General features: G+C 69.8%; 10 protein-coding genes and 3 pseudogenes. 6 read left to right on the plus strand and 7 right to left on the minus strand.

The window, feature by feature from the left end; genetic code table 11:
- Positions 1–7: 7 nt before the first annotated feature.
- From WS62_RS04915 to bcsB, 3 genes and pseudogenes are all read right to left on the minus strand, one after another.
- Positions 8–4,230: pseudogene (locus tag WS62_RS04915) on the minus strand (cellulose synthase subunit BcsC-related outer membrane protein); the annotation flags it as partial.
- Positions 4,218–5,819, minus strand: coding sequence for a cellulose synthase complex periplasmic endoglucanase BcsZ (gene bcsZ / locus WS62_RS04920; protein ID WP_331460066.1), 1,602 nt, complete (start codon positions 5,817–5,819; stop codon positions 4,218–4,220). The gene bcsZ and the pseudogene WS62_RS04915, both read right to left, overlap by 13 nt.
- A 103-nt stretch (positions 5,820–5,922) precedes the next feature.
- Positions 5,923–8,292: a cellulose biosynthesis cyclic di-GMP-binding regulatory protein BcsB gene (bcsB, locus tag WS62_RS04925; RefSeq protein ID WP_066568454.1), complete on the minus strand. Its 2,370-nt coding sequence runs from the start codon at positions 8,290–8,292 to the stop codon at positions 5,923–5,925.
- Positions 8,293–9,315: 1,023 nt separating this feature from the next.
- On the opposite strand from bcsB, the gene WS62_RS04930 reads away from it, so the two are divergent.
- The 3 genes and pseudogenes from WS62_RS04930 to WS62_RS39000 form a co-directional block, all read left to right on the plus strand.
- The gene (locus tag WS62_RS04930; protein ID WP_066568456.1) at positions 9,316–9,744 is read left to right on the plus strand and encodes a helix-turn-helix transcriptional regulator; all 429 of its coding nucleotides are present in this window, start codon (positions 9,316–9,318) and stop codon (positions 9,742–9,744) included.
- Positions 9,741–11,090, plus strand: a complete 1,350-nt coding sequence (locus tag WS62_RS04935; RefSeq protein ID WP_066568467.1) for a type II toxin-antitoxin system HipA family toxin — start codon at positions 9,741–9,743, stop codon at positions 11,088–11,090. The genes WS62_RS04930 and WS62_RS04935 overlap by 4 nt, the downstream gene beginning before the upstream one ends.
- Before the next feature lie 170 nt (positions 11,091–11,260).
- Positions 11,261–11,389 (plus strand): annotated as a pseudogene (locus WS62_RS39000) (HAD-IB family hydrolase); the annotation flags it as partial.
- Positions 11,390–11,546: 157 nt separating this feature from the next.
- Here the strand turns inward: WS62_RS39000 and WS62_RS04945 are convergent.
- Positions 11,547–11,990, minus strand: coding sequence for a hypothetical protein (locus WS62_RS04945; RefSeq protein ID WP_066568471.1), 444 nt, complete (start codon positions 11,988–11,990; stop codon positions 11,547–11,549).
- A gap of 235 nt (positions 11,991–12,225) precedes the next feature.
- Positions 12,226–13,065, minus strand: a pseudogene (locus tag WS62_RS04950) (LysR family transcriptional regulator); the annotation flags it as partial.
- 192 nt (positions 13,066–13,257) lie between these two features.
- Here WS62_RS04950 and WS62_RS04955 point away from each other — a divergent pair.
- Positions 13,258–14,661, plus strand: coding sequence for a hypothetical protein (locus WS62_RS04955; RefSeq protein ID WP_066568477.1), 1,404 nt, complete (start codon positions 13,258–13,260; stop codon positions 14,659–14,661).
- A gap of 621 nt (positions 14,662–15,282) precedes the next feature.
- Here the strand turns inward: WS62_RS04955 and WS62_RS37275 are convergent.
- Positions 15,283–15,624, minus strand: a complete 342-nt coding sequence (locus WS62_RS37275; RefSeq protein ID WP_025990308.1) for a hypothetical protein — start codon at positions 15,622–15,624, stop codon at positions 15,283–15,285.
- Positions 15,625–15,703: 79 nt separating this feature from the next.
- Here WS62_RS37275 and WS62_RS04965 point away from each other — a divergent pair, with 79 nt between their 5' ends.
- The gene (locus WS62_RS04965; protein WP_066568648.1) at positions 15,704–16,504 is read left to right on the plus strand and encodes a hypothetical protein; all 801 of its coding nucleotides are present in this window, start codon (positions 15,704–15,706) and stop codon (positions 16,502–16,504) included.
- 253 nt (positions 16,505–16,757) lie between these two features.
- Positions 16,758–16,988, plus strand: a complete 231-nt coding sequence (locus WS62_RS04970) for a hypothetical protein (protein ID WP_066568479.1) — start codon at positions 16,758–16,760, stop codon at positions 16,986–16,988.
- A 114-nt stretch (positions 16,989–17,102) separates the two neighbouring features.
- Here the strand turns inward: WS62_RS04970 and sctC are convergent, their stop codons facing one another.
- Positions 17,103–18,914, minus strand: a complete 1,812-nt coding sequence (gene sctC, locus WS62_RS04975; RefSeq protein WP_066568481.1) for a type III secretion system outer membrane ring subunit SctC — start codon at positions 18,912–18,914, stop codon at positions 17,103–17,105.
- Between the last annotated feature and the right edge of the window lie 63 nt (positions 18,915–18,977).

The following is an 18,977-nucleotide window of genomic DNA, read 5'->3' on the forward strand; positions in this document are numbered from 1 at the left end:
GCGTCCATCAGTAGCTCGAATAGAGTCGAACCGGCGACGGCGAAAAGCCGCCGCTGTCCTTGCGTGCGTCGAACGAATAGCGCACGTACACCAGGCCGGAACTCGGCGCGTAGTCGTGCGCGTGATCGATGTCGAACCGCGCGCCGACGACGAGCCGCGCGTTCACGCGATACTCGGCGACGCCGGTGAACCCGTACCAGAACGACACGCCGCGCGTCGAGCCGCCCGAAAACACCGGGTGGCCGAGCGCCTGCACGGTCTTGACGAGCGTCGAGTCCGGCAGTCCGTTCGGGAAGTACGGCGAATCCCGTTCATACGAATTCGACACGCCGGCCGTTGCGGTCACGTCCCACGCGAACGGGCCGCGCCGTCCCGCCCATTCGATCGGCATGCCGATCGACAGATAGCGCTGCGGGCTGTAGTAGCCCCCCTGCCCGTACGTGTAGAAGCGCAGGTTCTGCGCGTAGTGCCAGGCGTTGCCGACGAGTCCCGCGCTCACGCGCATGTCCGCGCGCCGATAGACGGGCGCCATGAACCCCGTGCGCAGCGTGACGGCCGAATTGCCGGCGACGCTGCGTCCCGTCAGCAGCCCCGCGCCGAGATCGGCGAACAGGTTCACGCGGCCGATGTCGACGGACGCGTGCAGATCGACGCTGTCGCGCCGCACGCCGCCCCACGTCGCGCCCGTCCACGGATCGCGCAGCCCCGCGTACGACAGCACGCTGCCCGTCTCCGGCCGCCGCGACGCGCTGACCGAGAAGCTCGCCGGGCCCGTGTCGAATCGATAGCGCACGCCGCCAACGACGTAATGCACCGGAAAGCCGAGCGGCGTCGTGCCGACGTCGACGCGCCACGCATCGGTCCGGTAGCCGACGCCGCCGCCGACGCCCGTCGCGCGCTGGCGCAGCGATCCGCCGGGCGCCGCCGACGGATCGGCGAGCGCCGGATAGGTCGCGAACGTGTTGAGCGCATCAGCGCGCGGATCGCTCGTGTCGAGCGTGCCCGCATCGAGCCGCACGGCGTCGAGATGGACGAAAACGTGACCGTCGTAGCGATACGGCAGTTGCAGATAGACGGGCACCTGATGCGCGCGATAGGCGGAAATCCCTTCGTCGCCGGACTTGTACGCAGGCAGCCAGCCCGCTTCGATTTCGGGATCGCGGCGCTGCTGCAGGTCGGTCCAGGCGGCCTGCGCGGGCGTCGTGCCGTCGCGGCGCGGCGCGGCGCCCGTCGCGCGTTCCTGCGCGAGCGACTGCCGGTACAGCGATTCCGCGTCGTCGTAGCGGCCGAGCGCCTGCGCGACCCGCCCGGCCGCGACCGTCACGTCCGGACGCGCCGGATACGCGACGCGCAGCGTATCGGTGAGCCGCGCCGCTTCCCGCGGACGGCGCAGCGCGGTCAGCCGGCGCACCGCCGACAGTTGCGTGTCGACGTCGTCGGGCGGCGTGCGCGCGAGCACGTCGCGCACGAGCGCGAGCGCCTCCGCGTGCTCGCCGTCGTCGTCGAGGATGCGAGCGAGCGCGAGCCGCGCATCGGCGTCGTCGGAGGTGCGCGCCAGCAGCGGCGCGAGCGCCGCGCGCGCGACATCGTAGCGGCCCTGCGCGCGCGCCAGCTCGGCGACCTCGAGCGCGTAGCGGCGATCGACCTTGCCCGCCGGGCTCGCGCGATCGAGCAGGCGCTGCGCGTGCGCGTAGTCGTTGCGCTCGAGCGCGTCGTCGGTCTCGCGCAGAATCAGCCGCAGCGACTGATCCTCGAGGCGCGCAGTCTGCGCGGCGCTCAGCGGCGAGCCGCGCCGCAGCGCGTCGAGCCACGCGGCCAGCGCGTCGTTGCGTTGCGCGCCGCCGAGCAGATCGCCGTAGCGCAGCCGGACGTCGGCGTCGGCCTGCTGCGGATGCGCGGCGATCCAGTCGCGCAGCGGCGCGAGGCCGCGCTCGATGTCGCCGATGTCGATCCACTGTGCGCCGACGGCCGCGAGCATGTCCGGATCGTCGGGTGCGAAACTTCGCGCACGATCGAGCGCGGCCGCGGCGGCCGCGCGGTCGTCGCGCGCGAGCGCGGCGCGCGCGTCGGCGAGCGACGCTTCGGCATCGAGCCTGCGCGCGAACGCGCGCATGCCGTCGGTGCGGCTCGCGTCCGGAATCGCCGCGAACGCCGCCTGCGCGCCCGCGACGTCGTCGAGCGAGTTTCGATACAACGCGACCGCGTGACGCATGTCGGCCGCGTCCGACGCCGCCAGCCAGTCGTCCATCACCGTGCGGCCCAGCTGCGGCAGGCCCATGTCGCGATACAGCCGCGCGAGCGCGAAGCGGGTCCACGGCGCGTCGGGCGCGATGCGCAGCGATGCTTCGTAGCGCTGCGCGGCCGGTCCGCGCTTGCCCGTCGCCGCGAGCGCGTCCGCCTGCTGCGCGAGCAGATCGGCGCGTAGCCGCGCGAGCGCCTGGCGATCGTCAGTCGCGGCGAAGCGGCTTTGCAGCGCGTCGATGAGCGGCCCGAACGCGTCGAGGCGACCGGTTTCTTCGTACAGCGTGCGCACGCTGCGCACGGCCGACACGCTCGGCGTGCGCGCGGCGAGCAGCGCGCGCAGCAGCGGTTCCGCCGCGCGCCAGTCGCGCCGCGCGAGCAGCGAATCGGCGAGCAGCAGCTTCGCGTCGGCGCTGTCCGGCTCGAGCGCGAGCGCCGCGCGCGCGGCGCGCTCCGCGTCGTCCGCCCGCCCTTGCGCGGCCGCCGCGCGGCCCTGCGCAAGCGTGCCCCAGAAGCGCGCGGTGCCCGCGAGGCTCGTCCATTTCGCGCGATTGTCCGGCGCGAGCGCGGCCGCGCGCACGAACAGCGCGCGCGCTTCGTCGTGCCGACCCTCGCGCAAGCGCAGCAAGCCGAGGCCGCCGACCGCGTCGGGATCGCCCGCGAGCGCCTGCAGGCCGCGTTGCTGCGCGATGTAGTCCGGATCGCGTTCGAGGCGCAATTGCGCTTCGCGCTGCTGCGCGAGCGCGGCGGCGTCGCCGCGGAATTCGTCGTCGTCGGGAACGAACGTCAGGTACGCGCGAAACGCGTCGAGATACGCGAGATCGCGGCCCGCCGATTGCAGCACGCTGCGCCACAGCGACAGCGCCGCGCGCCGGTCCGTGTCCGGCCGCGCGACGAGCGTCCACGCGAGCCGGTTCGCTTCCGCGCGCGTGTCGCCGCGCTGGTTCAGCAGCTTCGCGAGGACGGTCGCCGCATCGACGTCCGACGGATCGGCGGCGACGGTCCGGCGCAGCGCGTCGATCGCCCGCGCGCGGCCATCGGGCGCGCTCGCGACGATCTGGTAATACTCGGCGCCGAGCGAGCCCGCCGGCGCGCCGTGCGGAAACAGCGCGACGATCCGCCGGGCCGCGTCGCCGCCGCGCCCGCTGCGCGCGAGCAGGCGGATCTGCGCCATCTCCTCGCGGCCGCTCGTCGCGACACGGTATTCGTCGTCGACCTGGCGCGTCGCGACCGCGCCGGGCGCCGCCGCCTTCAGGCGCGCGAGCGCGGCGCGCGCGCCGTTCGCATCGCCGACGCGCAGCAGGATCCGCGTCTGCTCGGCGAGCAGCGACGGATCGCCGGGCGCGATCAGCAGCGCCTTGCGCAGCGCGTCGCGCGCGAGGTCGTCGCGATGCTTGTTGGCCCACATGCGCGCCGTCGCGAACAACTGGCGCGCGGCTTCGGCGTCGGGCGCGTGCGGCGTCGCGACGGGTTGCGGCGTCGCGGGCGCGCCGCGCGGCTGCGTCGGGACGAAGCGGATTTGCGACGATTGCGTCGTCGATATCGAATACGGCGGCGCGGCCAAGCGAAGCGGCATCGATGCGGAGCCTGTGCGCGCGAACGGCTGTGACGCCGCCGCGCGCGCATCTCGGGCATCTCGGGCATCTCGGGCATCTCGGGCGTCGGCGAGCGTCGACGCGGCGCATCTTGCCGCATCGACGCGGCATTCGCCGCCATCGCGCCCGACGACGTTCGCGGGATCGACGCGAGCCGCACCGACGACGCCTGCGTCATCGGGACGGCCTGAGCCGGAGCGTCGTATATCGCCGCCGCTGGATCGGGAACGGGGGCTGGAGCCGCTTGCGACGCCGAAGCCAAAGCCGCAACGACGTTTTGCGCCGCGCCGAACGCCAGGCCGAGCGCGGCAATGCGGACGATCGCCGCCATCCCGGCGAGCCGGGCACGGCGCCGCGCGCACGCCGCGAGGCGCTGCATCGTCAGCGAGCGAGCGTCGAGCACGGCTCGCTCCATCGAACGTTCAGCGTGCCGTCGGCCGCGAACCGGTAGCGCCCGCCGCGCCAGCCAAGCCCGAACAGCGTCAGCACGTTCGCGTAGTAGCCGCTCGCCGCCTCGTGTTCGAGCCGCGCGAGGCGCGCGACTTGCGCGTCGGCGAGCGCGTGCTCGCCGCGCGCGTCGAGGAACGGCACGGCCGCCGCGGAAAAACCGGTGTTGCCGTCGCGCGGCCCCGCCACGCCCGTCGTCGCGTCGACCGTTTCCGGCGGCGCGCCGTGCGCGGCGACGTGATCGGCGAACGGCGCGAAATGCGCGAGCAGCGGCTGCGCGAGCGCGTCGCTCGCGTCGAGCATCCCCACCCACAAATAGACGCGAATCGCGTTGTACGCGCTTTCCGCATGCGAGTCGGCATCCGGCTCGAAGCCGTGGTCCGCCCGGTACAGCGCCCAGTCCGGCGCGAAGCCGCGCGGCGCAGTATCGATCAGCACGCGGCCGACGCTCGCCGCGAGCCGCGCCCAGCGCGCGTCGTCCGGCAGATGCGCGCCGATGCCGCGAATCGCCTGCGGCGGCGAGTAGCTCGGATTCAGCCGCCACCGGTCGCGCATCGGCCGAAATCCCGCCGGCCCGGGCAGCAGCACGAGGCCGAGCCCCGGCAGCGTCGCCGTCTCGTCGTCGAGCACGCGCTTCGCGAGCAGCGCGCCGCGCGCGGTGTAGCTGCGCTCACGCCACAGGCGCCCCGCTTCGAGCAGCGCGTACGCGATCCACAAGTCCGCGTCGGACGCGGCGTTCGCGTCGAGCACGCGCCACGCGCCGTCGGCCGCGCGGCCCCACAGCCACGCGGGCAGATGCGCGGTCAGGTCGCCTTGCGCGAGGTTGTTCTCGGTCCAGTGGAGGAGCGCATCGAAGGCCGGCCGGTCGTTCGCGACGAGCGCGAAGAACAGCCCGTATGCCTGCCCCTCGGACACGGTCCGTTCGTCGGCCGAGCCGACGTCGATCACGCGGCCGTCGGCCGACATGAAGTCGCGCTTGAAGCGATCCCAGCGCGGCCAGGAAGGCGTGCAGACGGCGGCGGACGTGCGAGCGGACTTCGCCGCGGGCGACGCCGACGTCGCGATCGTGTCCGTTGCGTCGCGCGGACGCTTGCCTTCGCTTGCAATCTCGTTCGTCCGGACGCTCGCGCCGATGCGCGCACTCGCGACGACACTCACGCGCTCACCCGACTCGGCCGGCGCGCCGTCGCTCGAATTCGCACGGCCGCTTCGCGTCGCGTTGGCGCCCGCATCCAGACCCGCGTTCGCGCGTGCAAGCCGGCCCGCATGCTCGGCTCGAAGCGCGCCGCCGCCCGGGTTCGCACCAGCCATCGACGCATCCGCGCCGAGGTTTGGGACGACGTCCGCACGCGCGGCCGGGTTCGCGGCCGGGTTCGCGCCGATGCGTCGATTTCCGCTCGAACCCGGCCATGCGGAACCGGGCGATGCCGGACCGGCGACGTCGCGCCATCCGGCATCGGCCGACGCGCGCGCCGCCGCACGCGCGGCGCTTCCCGAAGCCGCCGCGACGCCCGCTGTCGCGACGCCCGCAGTCATGACGCTCACCGCCGCGACGCCCGCCGCCGCCCGACAAAACGTCCGCCAGCATCGCCGATCCCACCGCGCCCGCGCGCCGCGCACCGCCCGCCCGGCCATCGGGTCAGATGCCCCGCCGCCGCGCGGCGATCCGCTGCAGCGCGCCGAACGCGCCGAGCGCGAGCAGCAGCCCGGCCGCCGCGCCGAGCAGCCCGAGAAGCACCGGATGCTTCCCGACCGCGGTCCACACGCGCGCGTACCACGGCACGTAGCTGACGAGATAGGGTTCGCCGACACGCATGCTCTCGACCGCGCCGGCCCGCACGAGCGCGACGTCGCCCTGCAACTGCGCGACGAGGCCCGGCTTCTCGAATACGTCGAGCAGATCGCCGAGATGCCGCGCGTCGGTCGCGGTCATGGCGACGACGCTGCGCCCGTCGCTGCCCGGCAGCTCGAAGCCGAACAGCGCGGCAAGCGTGCCGCTCTGCTCGAAGCGCGCGCCGCCCGACGGCGAGCGCGCGTCGTCGCGCCAGCGCTCCTTCACCGAGAACGTCGCGCGCGCGAAGCCGCCGTCCGCGCCCGCGCCGATCGCGACCGGCAGCGCGTCGCGCCAGCCCGACAACTGCGCATACGGCGGCGCGCCGTCGATCACGAGCAGATCCTTGTCCGTGATGCGCGGCGCGTGCGCCGTCCGCGCGACCTGCATGCGCAGCGCCGGGAAGCCGGTCCACTGCCCCATGTGGCCGAGCATCGTCAGGAACGCTTCCTGCTCGACGGGCGACGGCCGCTCGGGCAGCACGATCGCGGTCTGCGACAAATCCGCGTAGCGCGTGAACGGAAAACCGCTGTTCGCGAAGTACGCGAGGTTCGGCAGCGTCGCGTAATGAATGAAGCGCGAGAAATCGATCGTCGAATCGGGATCGATCGCCGCGCGCTGCGGCTCGCTCGCGACGCCCGTGCAGAGCCCCGTCTTCTCCGAATCGAGCGTGAAGCGCAGTTGCAACTGGTTCGCGCTGCCGACGCGAAACGCCGGGATGTCGACGTCGTTCGTCGCGCGGCTGTCCGCGTCGGACAGCAGAGGCAGCTGCACACGGCCGCGCGCGTCCTGGCTGCGCGGCGACAGCCGGTACGACTGCACGAGCTGGTCGTTGATCTCGACGGCGAGCATCGAGTCGCTGCGCACGGTCGGCGCGGTGTAGCGATAGTGCAGCGACAGCGGCACGCCCGAACCGCTCCATGAATGCAGATCGGCGGGCACGCGCAGATTCAGCCGGATCGGATCGGGCGCGCTGCCGCGCACCTGCAGATCGGCCGGGTTGCCGACGAGCTCGCGGAACGTCACGGGCCGGTTCACCGGCACCCAGCGCGGCGCGTCGTAAGGCTTGCGCGGCGCGCCGATGTCGATACGCGACACGCGCGCCCACGGGCCGGACAGCGCGGCGTTGCCGAGCACGAGCGCGTTCGTCGCGGCATCGACGTCGGCCGCGCCGCAGCCCGTGACGACGAGCAGCTTCTTGTCGGGCGCGGCCGGATTGTCGACGACGACGAGCATCGGGCCGTCGATCGGCGGCAGTTGCAGCGACGCGGGCAACTGAGCAGCGGTGCCGACGATCACCGCGTGATCGTTCGCGGGCAGCGTCGACGACACCGGGAAGCGCGCCTGCCGGTAATCGGCGAGCGCGCCGAACCACGACGCGAGCACGCCCGCGCTGCGCAGCGTCGCGTCGTCGGGCGTGGCGGGCAGCACGAACGGCAGGCGCAGCCGGCTGTTGTCGCGCCGGTCGAAGAACGGCGCGGGCAGGAGCGCGAGATCGTTCGGCAAGCGCACCGACGCCTCGTCGAAGATCAGCTCGCTCGTCGGGCTCACGTCGGCCCAGAGCGCCGAGTGCTCGGGGTCTTCGCAATGATCGAGCGTGTAGTGCGCGATGAGGCGCAGCTCGATCTGGTTGAAGCCGGTGAAATAGCGCGGATCGAGCGGGATCTCCTGCGTGACCGCGCGGCCCGCGTGCTCGCTGTCGAACGGCAGCGTCGCGACCGACTCGCCGTTGATCGACACCTTCAGATGCGACACCGGAAACACGAGCGACGGCGAATACGTATAGGTGAGCCGCAGCCGCGCGGCCGTGACCATCCGGTCGAGCCGCACGCCGGCATTGACGGTCCGCGCGGTGTCGCTGCCGCGCAGGCGCAGCGTCTCGTACGCGCCGAGCGTCGCGAACGGCACGCGGATCGCGGCGCCGGCGAGGCCAGGCGGCTTCGGCGCGGCGAGCGGCGCGGACGCGCCGGCGGCGGTCGACGCCGGCGGCTGCTTCTGCTTCTGCTTCTGCTTCTGCTTCTGCTTCTGCTTCTGCTTCTGCTTCTGCGGCTGCGGCTGCGGCTGCGACGGCTGCGACTGCGACTGCGACTGCGACTGCGGCGCCGCGATCGATGAACCGGGATAAACGAGCGCAGAGGCGATCGCGAGTGCGCTCGCAAACGTTGCAATCGGCTTCATCGGCAAAGCCGACCCAATGCGAAGCCGGCTTCGAAGCCGGACGGCTGGCACTGCCGTCCGTCGATGTTCCAACATTCCCCGCAAAAAACCTGGCCTGTTATGGGCAGCCATTTGATTGGCCTGCTGACTGTCTCGATATCGAGTCGCGCGCAATCGCCCGCGCAGGCGCAAGCCGCCTGCCCGCCGACAGGACCGTTGGCGGCCTGCGGCTGTCGATTGTTCGCGTGCGTGACCGCGCGCCGTCATCCCGTCCCGACGGCAACGCCCCCGTCATGTCACTCGACGCCGGCCTCGCCGGCGTCGCTCCGCACTCGGCGAACGATGGGTTTCGATCGTTCGCGTCCGGCGGACAACGCGCGGAAATCTCCCCGCCCGCGCGTCGCCCTGCCGGGAAATGCATCCTTCACGCGCCGGCGCGCGCGTCGGAAACGCAATCGCGCGGGGGCGTCGGAACGGCTTCGCCAGCGTGCCGTTTTTAATCTGACGATTTCGATCGCGAATCGGCCGGATGGTGGCACATGCCGGCGCTCGATTGCCTTCGACGCGACAGACGCCCCGTTGCGCCGCCGCTCGACATCGCCTGATCTGCACGATCGCCGCCGGTCGTGTCCGCCTGCGGTGCGAAGCTCGGCTGGAGCCGATCGTCAGATTGTCAAAAAGCTGCGGATTATACGGGACGTGGCCGCCCAAAAGCACACGGGCCAACGCAATTTTTGACGGGAAATCGGCGGGTGCGGCGCGTCCCGGAACCGCGTGAAAACAGGGGCGATGCACGCTTTGATACGCGCAAACGAACAACCGGGTGCGCGCAAACGTTGCCGCGCCGACGACCGCATCGGCACGCTCGGCGCACCGCGACAAATCGACTCGCCGCCGTCGTCGTCCGGTATGTCCATGCGCCCATAAAAACAGGTCAGGGACTGTTTTCTAAAATACAGTCTGAAGCTTGTAAATTCAATTTACAGCATATAGACTGTTTTCTTCGACTACGGGCAATACTTTGCATATCAATCGGGTGCACGCATGGCCATCACCATCGAACACGAGATCAAGACGCTCAGCCAATGGCGGCCCATCTTGCGCGGCTTCCGCAAGGCCGCCGGATTGACGCAAGCGATGCTCGCGAGCCGCCTCGGCGTCACGCAGCAGACGTATGCGCAATTCGAGGCGAACCCGGCGTCGGCGAGCGTCGAGCGGCTGTTCAAGGTGCTGCGCCTCCTCAACGTCGAGCTCATGCTGACCCAGACCCACGTCGCGTCTGCCAAGCCCGCCGCGAAGCAAGCGGTCGCCGCGCCCGCGCGCAAAGCCGCGAAAACGGCAGGAAGCGGACGCGTCGCCGCAAAGCGTCCCGCGTTGCCTGCGAGCCCATCCGTGCCCGACCTGCATGCCGCCGAGCGCCTGCCCCGCTCGCCGCGCAAGAGCGCCGCCCCGAAGAAGCGGGAGGACTGGTGAGCGCGCGCCGCAGCACGCGCACGGCGCGCCTGCATCTGTGGATGAACGGCCTGCCCGTCGGCTACTGGGAGCATGCCCGCGACGGCGAGCGCCTCGTCTACTTCGACGAATGGATCACGGACCCGCAAGGCCGCCCCCTGTCGCTTTCGCTGCCGTTCACGCCGGGCAACCAGCCGTATCGCGGCCGGCTCGTCAGCGACTACTTCGACAACCTGCTGCCCGACAGCGAACCGATCCGGCGCCGGATCGCGATGCGCTACAGAACGGGCGGCACGTCGCCGTTCGAGCTGCTCTCGACGCTCGGCCGCGATTGCGTCGGCGCGCTGCAAATGCTGCCGCCCGACGAAACGCCGGACGATCTCGATCGCATTCGCGGGCACGCGCTCGCCGACGCGGACATCGCGCGCCTGCTGCGCGAGATCACGTCCGCGCCGCAAGCCGGGCAGCACGAGCCGCTCGACGATCTGCGCCTGTCGATCGCGGGCGCGCAGGAAAAGACCGCGCTGCTGCGCCATCGCGGCCGGTGGCTGCTGCCCGAAGGCAGCACGCCGACCACGCATATCCTGAAGCTGCCGCTCGGGCTCGTCGGCAACCGGCGCGCCGACATGCGCACGTCGGTCGAGAACGAATGGCTGTGCTCGAAAATCGTCGCCGCGTACGGGCTGCCGATCGCGCATTGCGACATCGCGCATTTCGACGATCGGAAGGCGCTCGTCGTCGAGCGCTTCGACCGCAAGCCGTCGAGCGATGCGCGCTGGCTCCTGCGCCTGCCGCAGGAAGACATGTGCCAGGCGACAGGCACGTCCGCATTCGACAAATATCAGGCCGACGGCGGACCGGGCATCGAGACGATCATGGACGTGCTCGCCGGCTCCGAGCACGCGGCCGACCGCTACGCATTCTTCGCCGCGCAAATCGTGTTCTGGCTGCTCGCCGCGACCGACGGCCATGCGAAGAACTTCAGCATCGCGCATCTGCCGGACAACCGCTATCGATCGACGCCGCTCTACGACGTGCTGTCCGCGCATCCGGTGATCGGTCGGGGGGCCAATCAATTGCCGGCGCAGCGCGCGCGGCTCGCGATGGGCGTGCGCGGCAAGAATATCCACTATCCGATCAACCAGATCCAGCGGCGGCACTGGATCGCGCAGGGCCAGCGCGTCGGCTTCGCGCCGGCCGAGGTCGACGACATGATCGACGCGTTGACCGCGCGAACCGCGGGCGTCATCGACGAAGTGTCGGCGCGGCTGCCGCGCGATTTTCCGCGCGACGTCGCCGACGCGATCTTCAGCGGGATGCTTCGTCTGAATGCGAAACTCGCCGCGGCATCGCCGGCGCGAGCGTAGCGGGGAAGCGGCGCGGCCGGTGCAGCGAACCCTGTCGCGCGAGCGATGCGACGTGCGGCACGCGCGGTTCATGAACGCAGTGATCGGGCCGTCGATCCGGCCCGCCGCGCGCGCTCGTGCAGCGGCATCGCGATGCGGGCGATCTGTGCCGCATCGTGACCGCCACCAACGTGTTCGTCACGGCGCCGATCGGCAAGGCGCTGGCGTTCGACCACCTGCTCGGCATCGAGCTCGGCACCGAAGGAAACGATCCGCACGCGCGCTATACCGGCGATGCGCTCGGCGTGCCGACGTTGCCCGAAGGCAAGATCGCCCTCACCGAGCGCTGGCTCGCATCGCCTGGCCATCGCTTGCACGACATGGAACAGCCGCTCGGCGGCGAACGCATCTTGCGGCCGGACCGGCGCCTCGACGACATAGGCAATCGCTCGGCCGGGGCCGCCCCGGCCACTCGGCTCACGTGGATTTGCGATGCCCGGCGTGCTGCTCGAACAGCCGCCGCACGATCAGGACGATGGCGACGACAATGCAGACGAATACGAACCACAGCGCGAGCACGTAGCCGACGAGCTGCCAGAACTCGTCGACGCGCGCCCGCATCACGGCCGCCGAATAGCCGGCCGCGCTGCTCGCCGCGTCGACGTACGCGGCCCGGTACAGAAAGAACGACCGGCAGACCGCGTTGTCCGGCTGCGTCGCCGACAGCAGCGAGCCCGCCGGCATCGCCCGCACCTGCGCGCATTCCGACGCCGTCATTCCGTCGACGATCGCCTGCTCGACCGGATGATCGACGATCGCGCTGATCCACGCCACGCCGATTGCGAACAGCACGCTCAGGCCTACCGCATGAATCCACCTGGCCAGCCGTCGATATCGACGATGCTCGTACCTGTGTTCCATTGCATTGCTCCGTTGCGAACCCGTGGACGCGCGGCGTCGACGGGACTCCATTCGCCCGGATGCATACTGCGTGCAGTCGCGGCAAATCGGCTTGACCTGGCTCAAATGGAACGGGTCCCTCCGCGCGCCCGATCGCGAAAAAAAGGCCGATCTCGCGGCATCGGACGAAATCGATGCGCGCGCTCATTCGAAACGCGCGGCCGTCGGTGAACGCCGCGGCGCGCGCGATCCCCTTTCAAGCGCGCGACGCGCCGCTCCGATGCGCGTGAGTCAGATCGTCGAGAAACGCCTGCACGATCGGGGCCTGCCGGCCGCGCCGCCGCGTGACCACCTGGAACGTCACGTCGTAGCGCAGCGTGCCCGGATTCAGCGCCTTGAGCAGCCCCTGCTTCACGTAAGGCGCGGCGAAATGCCGACGCAGATAGCCGAGATGATGGCCGGACAGGATCAGCAGCGCGACAGCCTCCATGGCGCCGGCTTGCGCGGTGACTTTCGCGGGCGCGGTCGACAACGCCACTTCGGACAGCGGATAGGTGCGCCACGCCCGCTCGAAATCCGCGACGCTCGACGGCGCGTGCCGCCCCGCCCGCCTGAAGAGCGGATGGCCGCGCCCGCAGTACGCGAGCTGACGTTCGACGAAGAGCGGCATGTACTCGAGCATCGGCACGCGATGCCAGAAATAGCCGATCGCGATCTGCGCGTCGCCGCTCAGCAGACGCTCTTCGAGGTCGCCCGGCGGCCGCACCGAGATCACGGAGCGCACGGCTTCGTCGCGCTGCCGGAACCGCGCGATCGCGTCGCTGACGCGGGCGTTCTCGCTGATCGGCGTGTGGCCAATGTGGCCAATGTGGCCAATGTGGCCAATGTGGCCAATGTGGCCGATGAGGCCGATGAGGCCGATCGCGAGCATGCCGGCGAACGTCTTGTCCATGTGCCTCGCTTCGCTGCTGAACGCGTCGGCGGCCGCATGCAGCTTCTTTGCGAGCGCGTAGAAGCGCTCGCCTTTCGTCGTCAGCCGAAGGCCGCTGCGCCCGCGCTCGCACAACCGGAAACCGACGCGCGTCTCGAGCGCCGCCCGTTCCTTCCCGATCCCGCTCGCGACGAACGCGACTTTCCGGGCAGCGCACACCCGCCGCATCGATGGCTGCATCGACATCGGCCTTTGTCACGGCATCGAATCCGAAACTTTCCCGCCCCTTTTCTTCCGCCGTAAACGTATGATGATTGCCGCGCGTCAAGCGCATTCACGTACGCAAGGAGACCCTCAATGAAAACACTGAAGTACGCGGCAGCACTGCTGAGCGCGGCGGCGATGAGCTCGTCATGGGCGCAACCCCCGACCCTCACCGCGCAATCGCACGTATCCGGCATCAGCAAGGCGGAGCCGACCAAAATCGGCGCTCAGCTCGCCGAGCGCCGCGCGACGCTGCCGACCCTGCCACGTCCGCTGCCGACGCTGCCCGCCAGCACGATTCGGCAAGCCGGCGTGCGCGCGCCGCTCGCGACGCGTCAAGCGACGCTCGGCGCCGCGGCCGCCGCAACCGTCGCGCCGAGCGTCGCGAACTGCACGGACGTGACGATCGGCGTCGCATACAACGCGCCCACGGCGCCCGCCGGCCAGGCCGACTGCTTCCAGTTCGTCGCGCCGAGCGCGACGAAGATCGTCGCGTACGTCGTGAACCTGCCCGCGAACGAACAGCACGACGTCCATCTCGTGCAGGTCAACGAAGACAGCTCGTGGACGGTGCTCGACAGCCAGGCCGACCTGTCGCCGAACAAGATCGTCGAAGCGATCTCCAACGGCCCGGTGCGCCTGCTGCTGCTCGTCAGCGCGCAGCAAGGCGCGGGCAACGCGACGCTCCAGTTCCAGGTGCTCGGCACGACGGGCTACGACAGCTACGAGCCGAACGATTCGATCCTGCATCCGACGCGGCTGTCCGGCAACCGGCAGATCAACGCGAACCTCGACACGGTTGCGGACTTCGATTACTACGCGGTGCAAGTGCCGTCGGCCCAGACGGTGAACTACGTGACGTTCAAGGGCGCGGGCACGCAAACGGCCGAGCTCGAGACCACGCCGAACACATGGGCGACGCTGGCTTCGGGGACGTCGTACAACATCACGTCGCCTGCGGGCGCGACGCTGATGTTCCGCGTCTACGACAAGGGCACGACGGCGCCGGCCGCGCAAGCCTATACGCTGCGCGTGTCGGACGGCGCGGGCACCGCGGGCTTCTACCGCTTCCTCGACACCGAGAACATCACGCATCTGGTACGCACCGGCGGCGAGAACGTCGCACGGGTCGTGACGCCGGGCGTCGCCGCGTGGGACGCGACGGGCAACGTCCGCCTGCCGCCGGGCGAGCGAATCTGGGTACGCGCATACGATAGCGCGGGGCCGAACGGCCCCAACACGCTGTTGACGGAAACGTCGGGCTATACCGATGCGAACGGCAACCTGCTGGTCGATCTGAACGTCGGCCTGTGCCAAGGCGGCGGGACGGTGACCGGCGACTTCTATACGATGTCAGTGCCCTCCGATCATTGGCGGATCACCTACAACCCGTATTCGTTCGCGGTGGCCTACCTCGACAACGGGACCTTGCATCAGGGCGCATCGATCGCCCGCTTCACGCACATCTGCACCGAAACCTATCTCGGCCGCAAATAAGCGCGAAAAAGGCGGCTCGCTTTCGGCGAACCGCCTTGCACGAAGCCGGCCGGTGCGTCGCGCGCCGGCCGGCCTGCTGAATCAGTCAATGCGGAACCTGTCGTCGAATCGACACGGAACCGCTTCGTGCGATGTCGAACGCGGGCGCGGCGCCCGCCGCCGCGCTCGATCGCCGGCTCAGGCAATTGGCGGGGACGCCGCCTCGACCGCCCGCTTTCCGCGCCTATGCGCGCGAGCCGATTGCATCGCGCGTCGCATCGCATCACCGTATGGCCTGTGGCGTCAAGACGCGCGCCAATACAGTTCCGCGCGAGCGGTGCCGTCGCTGCGGGCGACGCTCGCACGAACGCACGCCCCTTCCCCTCGACCATTCACGCTCCACACGACGGATGTCGATCTCGCATTCGTGATCGCGTGCGCGTGCGCCGCAACGCCGACGACATCCGACATCCGACATCCGACATCCGACGCCCGACGCCCGACGCCCGACATCACTGAACGAAGCCCCTCGCTTGCAATCAGCAACGTGATTCGCGCATGAAGGCAAACGCACGCAATCGCGACGCCTCGCACAGTGCGCCGCGATCTGCACAGCATCGAAAACGCACATCGCGACAGCCGTCATCCCGGCTTGCTGCTCAGTTCCTTCAATCCCTTGATCACGCCGAGCAGCGCGCGCCCGTGCTCTTCGGAGCCGTCCCACGCCTCGACGATCGCCTCGCGCAGCAAGTCGTTGTACGGAGCCGAAAGCCGGCCTGACTGCCGCGTCTCGACACCGTAGAAACTGCATAGCTTATTGAATGACGAACTCCTGCGCAGCCGACGCCCGCTCGACAACCGCAGTCGCGAGACGGTGGGCTGGCTGACGCCCGAAAGCCTAGCTATTTCGCTGGACGAGCGGGTATCGGCCAACAATCGGCTCAACAAGTCCTGAACAGAAAAATGTGTCTTGGGGGCTTCCATAGTATGCATTATACATATACATTAACGCCTAATGAATTGATCGTCGAAGTTGACGATCGGCCGCATTCCGAGAAAGTTGATGACACTGAAACACCTGCCCCCGACGTTTTGCTGGACCAAGATCGGTACCGAGTCCGGCGAAGCACTCCCGACCATCGTGCTGAGAAAGGAATGGGAGCGCAGGTTGGGAGGCGGGCGCTTTCTGTGGGGCATCGGCCAGCCGCTCGGCAACAGCGCGCAGATCGCCGCGCATCGAACGGGCTCGCTGATCGCGCTGTTCTCGCCGGCGTCGAGCAAGCCGAGGCAGGCGGAAAGAAAGCAGGAAGGCGCGCTGCTATGGAACGCGTGGATCGATGCGAGCGGCCAGGTGCGCCAGCTCCCGCCGCATACGTTCATCACGAGCCGCGCGACGCTGCCTTCGGGGCGGCGCCGCGAGCATTACTACGCGCTCGTGTGCGCATCGCCGACCGAGCTCAGCATCGGCACGCGCCTGCACGTGCATCCCGATCAACTGCGCAGCGTGAGCACGGGCAAGGTGCTCGGCGCCGCGCAGAGCGCGGCGGTCGTCGATTGCATCAGCCGCGAATCCGGGCAGACCGGCAAGCGCTATCCGCTCGCGCTGTCGGTCGAGCTCGAAGCGCCGTATTTCGTGCGGCTCACGCAGCCGAGCGTGCTGAAGGCGCGCGATCTCGCGGAAGTCACGAAGGCGACGCGCGACGGCGATTTCGACACATTCGTCGAGCAGGTCGCGCGTCTGCGCAGCCAGCCCGCCGCCGAGCAGGCGCGCGGGTTCACGCGGGATCTGTTCGATTTGCCGTCCGTCGAATCCGTCACGCCGTTCGGCAATGCTTCACACGCGCATGCGAACCATGCGTGGTAACGGGTCGGGCGCCTGAGTGCGCAACCGGACACGCGACGCCCGGCAGCACGCGAAGGTTCACGCCGCTTCGCGCGCGCCAGTCGCGTGTTGCAAGCCGGCCATGGCGGCGCGATCGAGACGGAAAGAGAATCGGCACGCAGCGTCGCGCGCGGCGGCCGATGCAGTTGCATTCAGTGGTTCATGCCGGTGCGCGTCGCGCGATGCGAACGCTTGCCATCGGCTTGTCATGTTTGGCAACCGAGGAGAAACGTCCATGTCGACCATCCCGCATTCACGGGAAGCCCAGGCCGCGCAACGTTTTTTCGAGGCGACGCGCAACGTCGACCTCGCATTTCGCGCCGTTCGCGGTGACGCCGAAGAGACGACGCCGAGCGTCGAATACGCGGCGGCGGTGTCGCGGCTCGATCGTGCGCTGGATGAGCTCGCGAGCGCTCAGGCGCTGTTCGATTCGGCGGTTCGCATGCGCGCGCGCAAACGCAACTGAATCCGCTTCACGTTCGAACGACGCGCGGCGAACCGGTTTCGCGATTCGACGCAACGCACGCGCCCTTCGTCGACCGCGCCGCCCGGCCATGCCGACATCCGCCCGCACGCGCCATCAAGGCTCGATCACCCTCGGCGTGACGAGAAACAGCCGCTCGGTGTGGCTGTCCCGCTTGTCGGTCGAGCGGAACAGCGCGCCGACGAGCGGCAGCTTCGACAGCACCGGCACCCCCGACAGCGTGCTCGAGCGCGAATCCACCTTGTAGCCCGCGATCAGCAGCGCCTGCCCCTGCTCGATGAACGCCTGCGTGTTGATTTCGTTCGACACGATCACAGGAATGTTGTCGACCGTCTGCTGTGACAATTCGCCGTCGACGATCCGCACATCGAGCTTGATCTGCGTGCGCCCGCCCTCCTCGACGACCATCGGCAGCACGCGCAGCGACACGCCGGTCGAGATGCTGTACAGGTCGGCCGACGTGTAGCCCGCGACGCGCACGAAGAACTGCTTCTTGTTGTCCATCACGGCCTCGACGTTGTCGAGCGTCGTGACTTTCGGGCTCGCGTCGGTGCGCGCCTGGTTCGACGATTCGAGCGCGTTGATCCGCGCAAGCAGGTAGCGGCCCGCATCGCCGAGCACGGCCGTCAGCGACAAGCCGAGCGGGCTCGCCGGCACGCCGACCGAGTCGCCGTTGCCGGACAGCGAGATCGAGCCGAACGTCGGATTCAGCGAGCCATTCGCGTACGAGTTCTGCGCGGTGAGCCCGGTGCCCGTCTGCAGATCGACGTGGCTGTTGTGCGCGCGCCAGTCGACGCCGAGCTGCTTGAGCGCGCCCTCGTCGATCTCGATGATGCGCGCCTCGATCTCGATCAACCGCGGCTTCACGTCGAGCAGCGCGATCAGATCCGGGTACTGCGCCATGTGCTCGGGCACGTCGCGCACGAGAATCGAGTTCGTGCGCGGATCGGCCTGGATCACCGGCAGATCGTTCGGATCGCCCACGCCCGCGGGCACGCCGCTCACGCCGCCGAACGGATCGGGCATGCCGCCCGGCGCGCGCAAGCCGCCCTGATTCGCGAGCACGGAGGCGAGCGTCGCGCTCGGCCGCGGATCGCCCGCCGGGTTGCCTTGACCGCCAAGACCGCCCCCGCCGTCGCCCAATTGCGCTGCCTGCATGTATGGCGGCAACGGCGGCACGCCGCCGCGCCCGCCGCCGAGATCCGTCATCGGCGCGGCGCGGCTGATCGGCTTGCCGACGGTCGTCTGGGACGCGCGCTTGCCGTCGCTCCCTGGGTGATACATCCGGCTGAGCAGCGATGCGACGCCCGGCATCGTCACGGTCGTGCCGTCGACGTTCACGTCGCGGTCGGCGGCCCACGCGTGCTTCAGCGAGAACACGCGGATCGTCGTGCCGCCCGTGCGCGCGGCGTTCTCGTCGAGGCGCGCGGCGACGCTCGTCACAAGCTCGACGTAGCGCGGCGGCCCCGCGATGAGCGCGGTGCGCTGCTGCGCGTTGTAGACGACCGGATAGCGCGGATCGGCGACCTTCATCTGCTCGAGCAGGTCGCGCAGGTCGCCCGTGTTCGCGTGGTCGAGCTTGACGAGCGTGCTCTTCATGTCGCTCGACGGCGTCACGTACAGCACGGTGCCGTCGTAGTACCAGACGAAGCCGAACGACGCGGCGAGCGTGTCGAGAAAGCGCTGCGGCGACATCTTCATCTTGCCGCTGACGGCGCCGCTCACGCCGGACGCGACGTTCGCCGCGATGTTCTGGCTCGCGGCGAGGTCGCGCAGCACGTCCTTCACGTCCTTGCCTTCCGCCGCGTATTGGATTTCGGTGCTGCGCCAGCGGATCGGCGCGGCATCGACGGAAAGGCTCGCGAGCGAGCACAGCAGGGACAGCAAAACGGGGATCTTGGCCTTCATGGGTCCGTCCGGTGGGGACGCGCGGCCGTCGGTCGGACGGATCGCGCGCCACGAATGGGAGAC

It is taken from the genome of Burkholderia sp. ABCPW 14 (assembly GCF_001523835.1).
Classification (GTDB): Bacteria; Pseudomonadota; Gammaproteobacteria; order Burkholderiales; family Burkholderiaceae; genus Burkholderia; species Burkholderia mayonis.

What these genes read in the sequence shown, in the direction of transcription:
- bcsZ (WP_331460066.1), bottom strand. Translation starts at nt 5,819, where the DNA reads ATGACTGCGGGCGTCGCGACAGCGGGCGTCGCGGCGGCTTCGGGAAGC.
- bcsB (WP_066568454.1), bottom strand. Translation starts at nt 8,292, where the DNA reads ATGAAGCCGATTGCAACGTTTGCGAGCGCACTCGCGATCGCCTCTGCG.
- WS62_RS04930 (WP_066568456.1), top strand. Translation starts at nt 9,316, where the DNA reads ATGGCCATCACCATCGAACACGAGATCAAGACGCTCAGCCAATGGCGG.
- WS62_RS04945 (WP_066568471.1), bottom strand. Translation starts at nt 11,990, where the DNA reads ATGGAACACAGGTACGAGCATCGTCGATATCGACGGCTGGCCAGGTGG.
- WS62_RS04955 (WP_066568477.1), top strand. Translation starts at nt 13,258, where the DNA reads ATGAAAACACTGAAGTACGCGGCAGCACTGCTGAGCGCGGCGGCGATG.
- WS62_RS37275 (WP_025990308.1), bottom strand. Translation starts at nt 15,624, where the DNA reads ATGGAAGCCCCCAAGACACATTTTTCTGTTCAGGACTTGTTGAGCCGA.
- WS62_RS04965 (WP_066568648.1), top strand. Translation starts at nt 15,704, where the DNA reads ATGACACTGAAACACCTGCCCCCGACGTTTTGCTGGACCAAGATCGGT.
- WS62_RS04970 (WP_066568479.1), top strand. Translation starts at nt 16,758, where the DNA reads ATGTCGACCATCCCGCATTCACGGGAAGCCCAGGCCGCGCAACGTTTT.
- sctC (WP_066568481.1), bottom strand. Translation starts at nt 18,914, where the DNA reads ATGAAGGCCAAGATCCCCGTTTTGCTGTCCCTGCTGTGCTCGCTCGCG.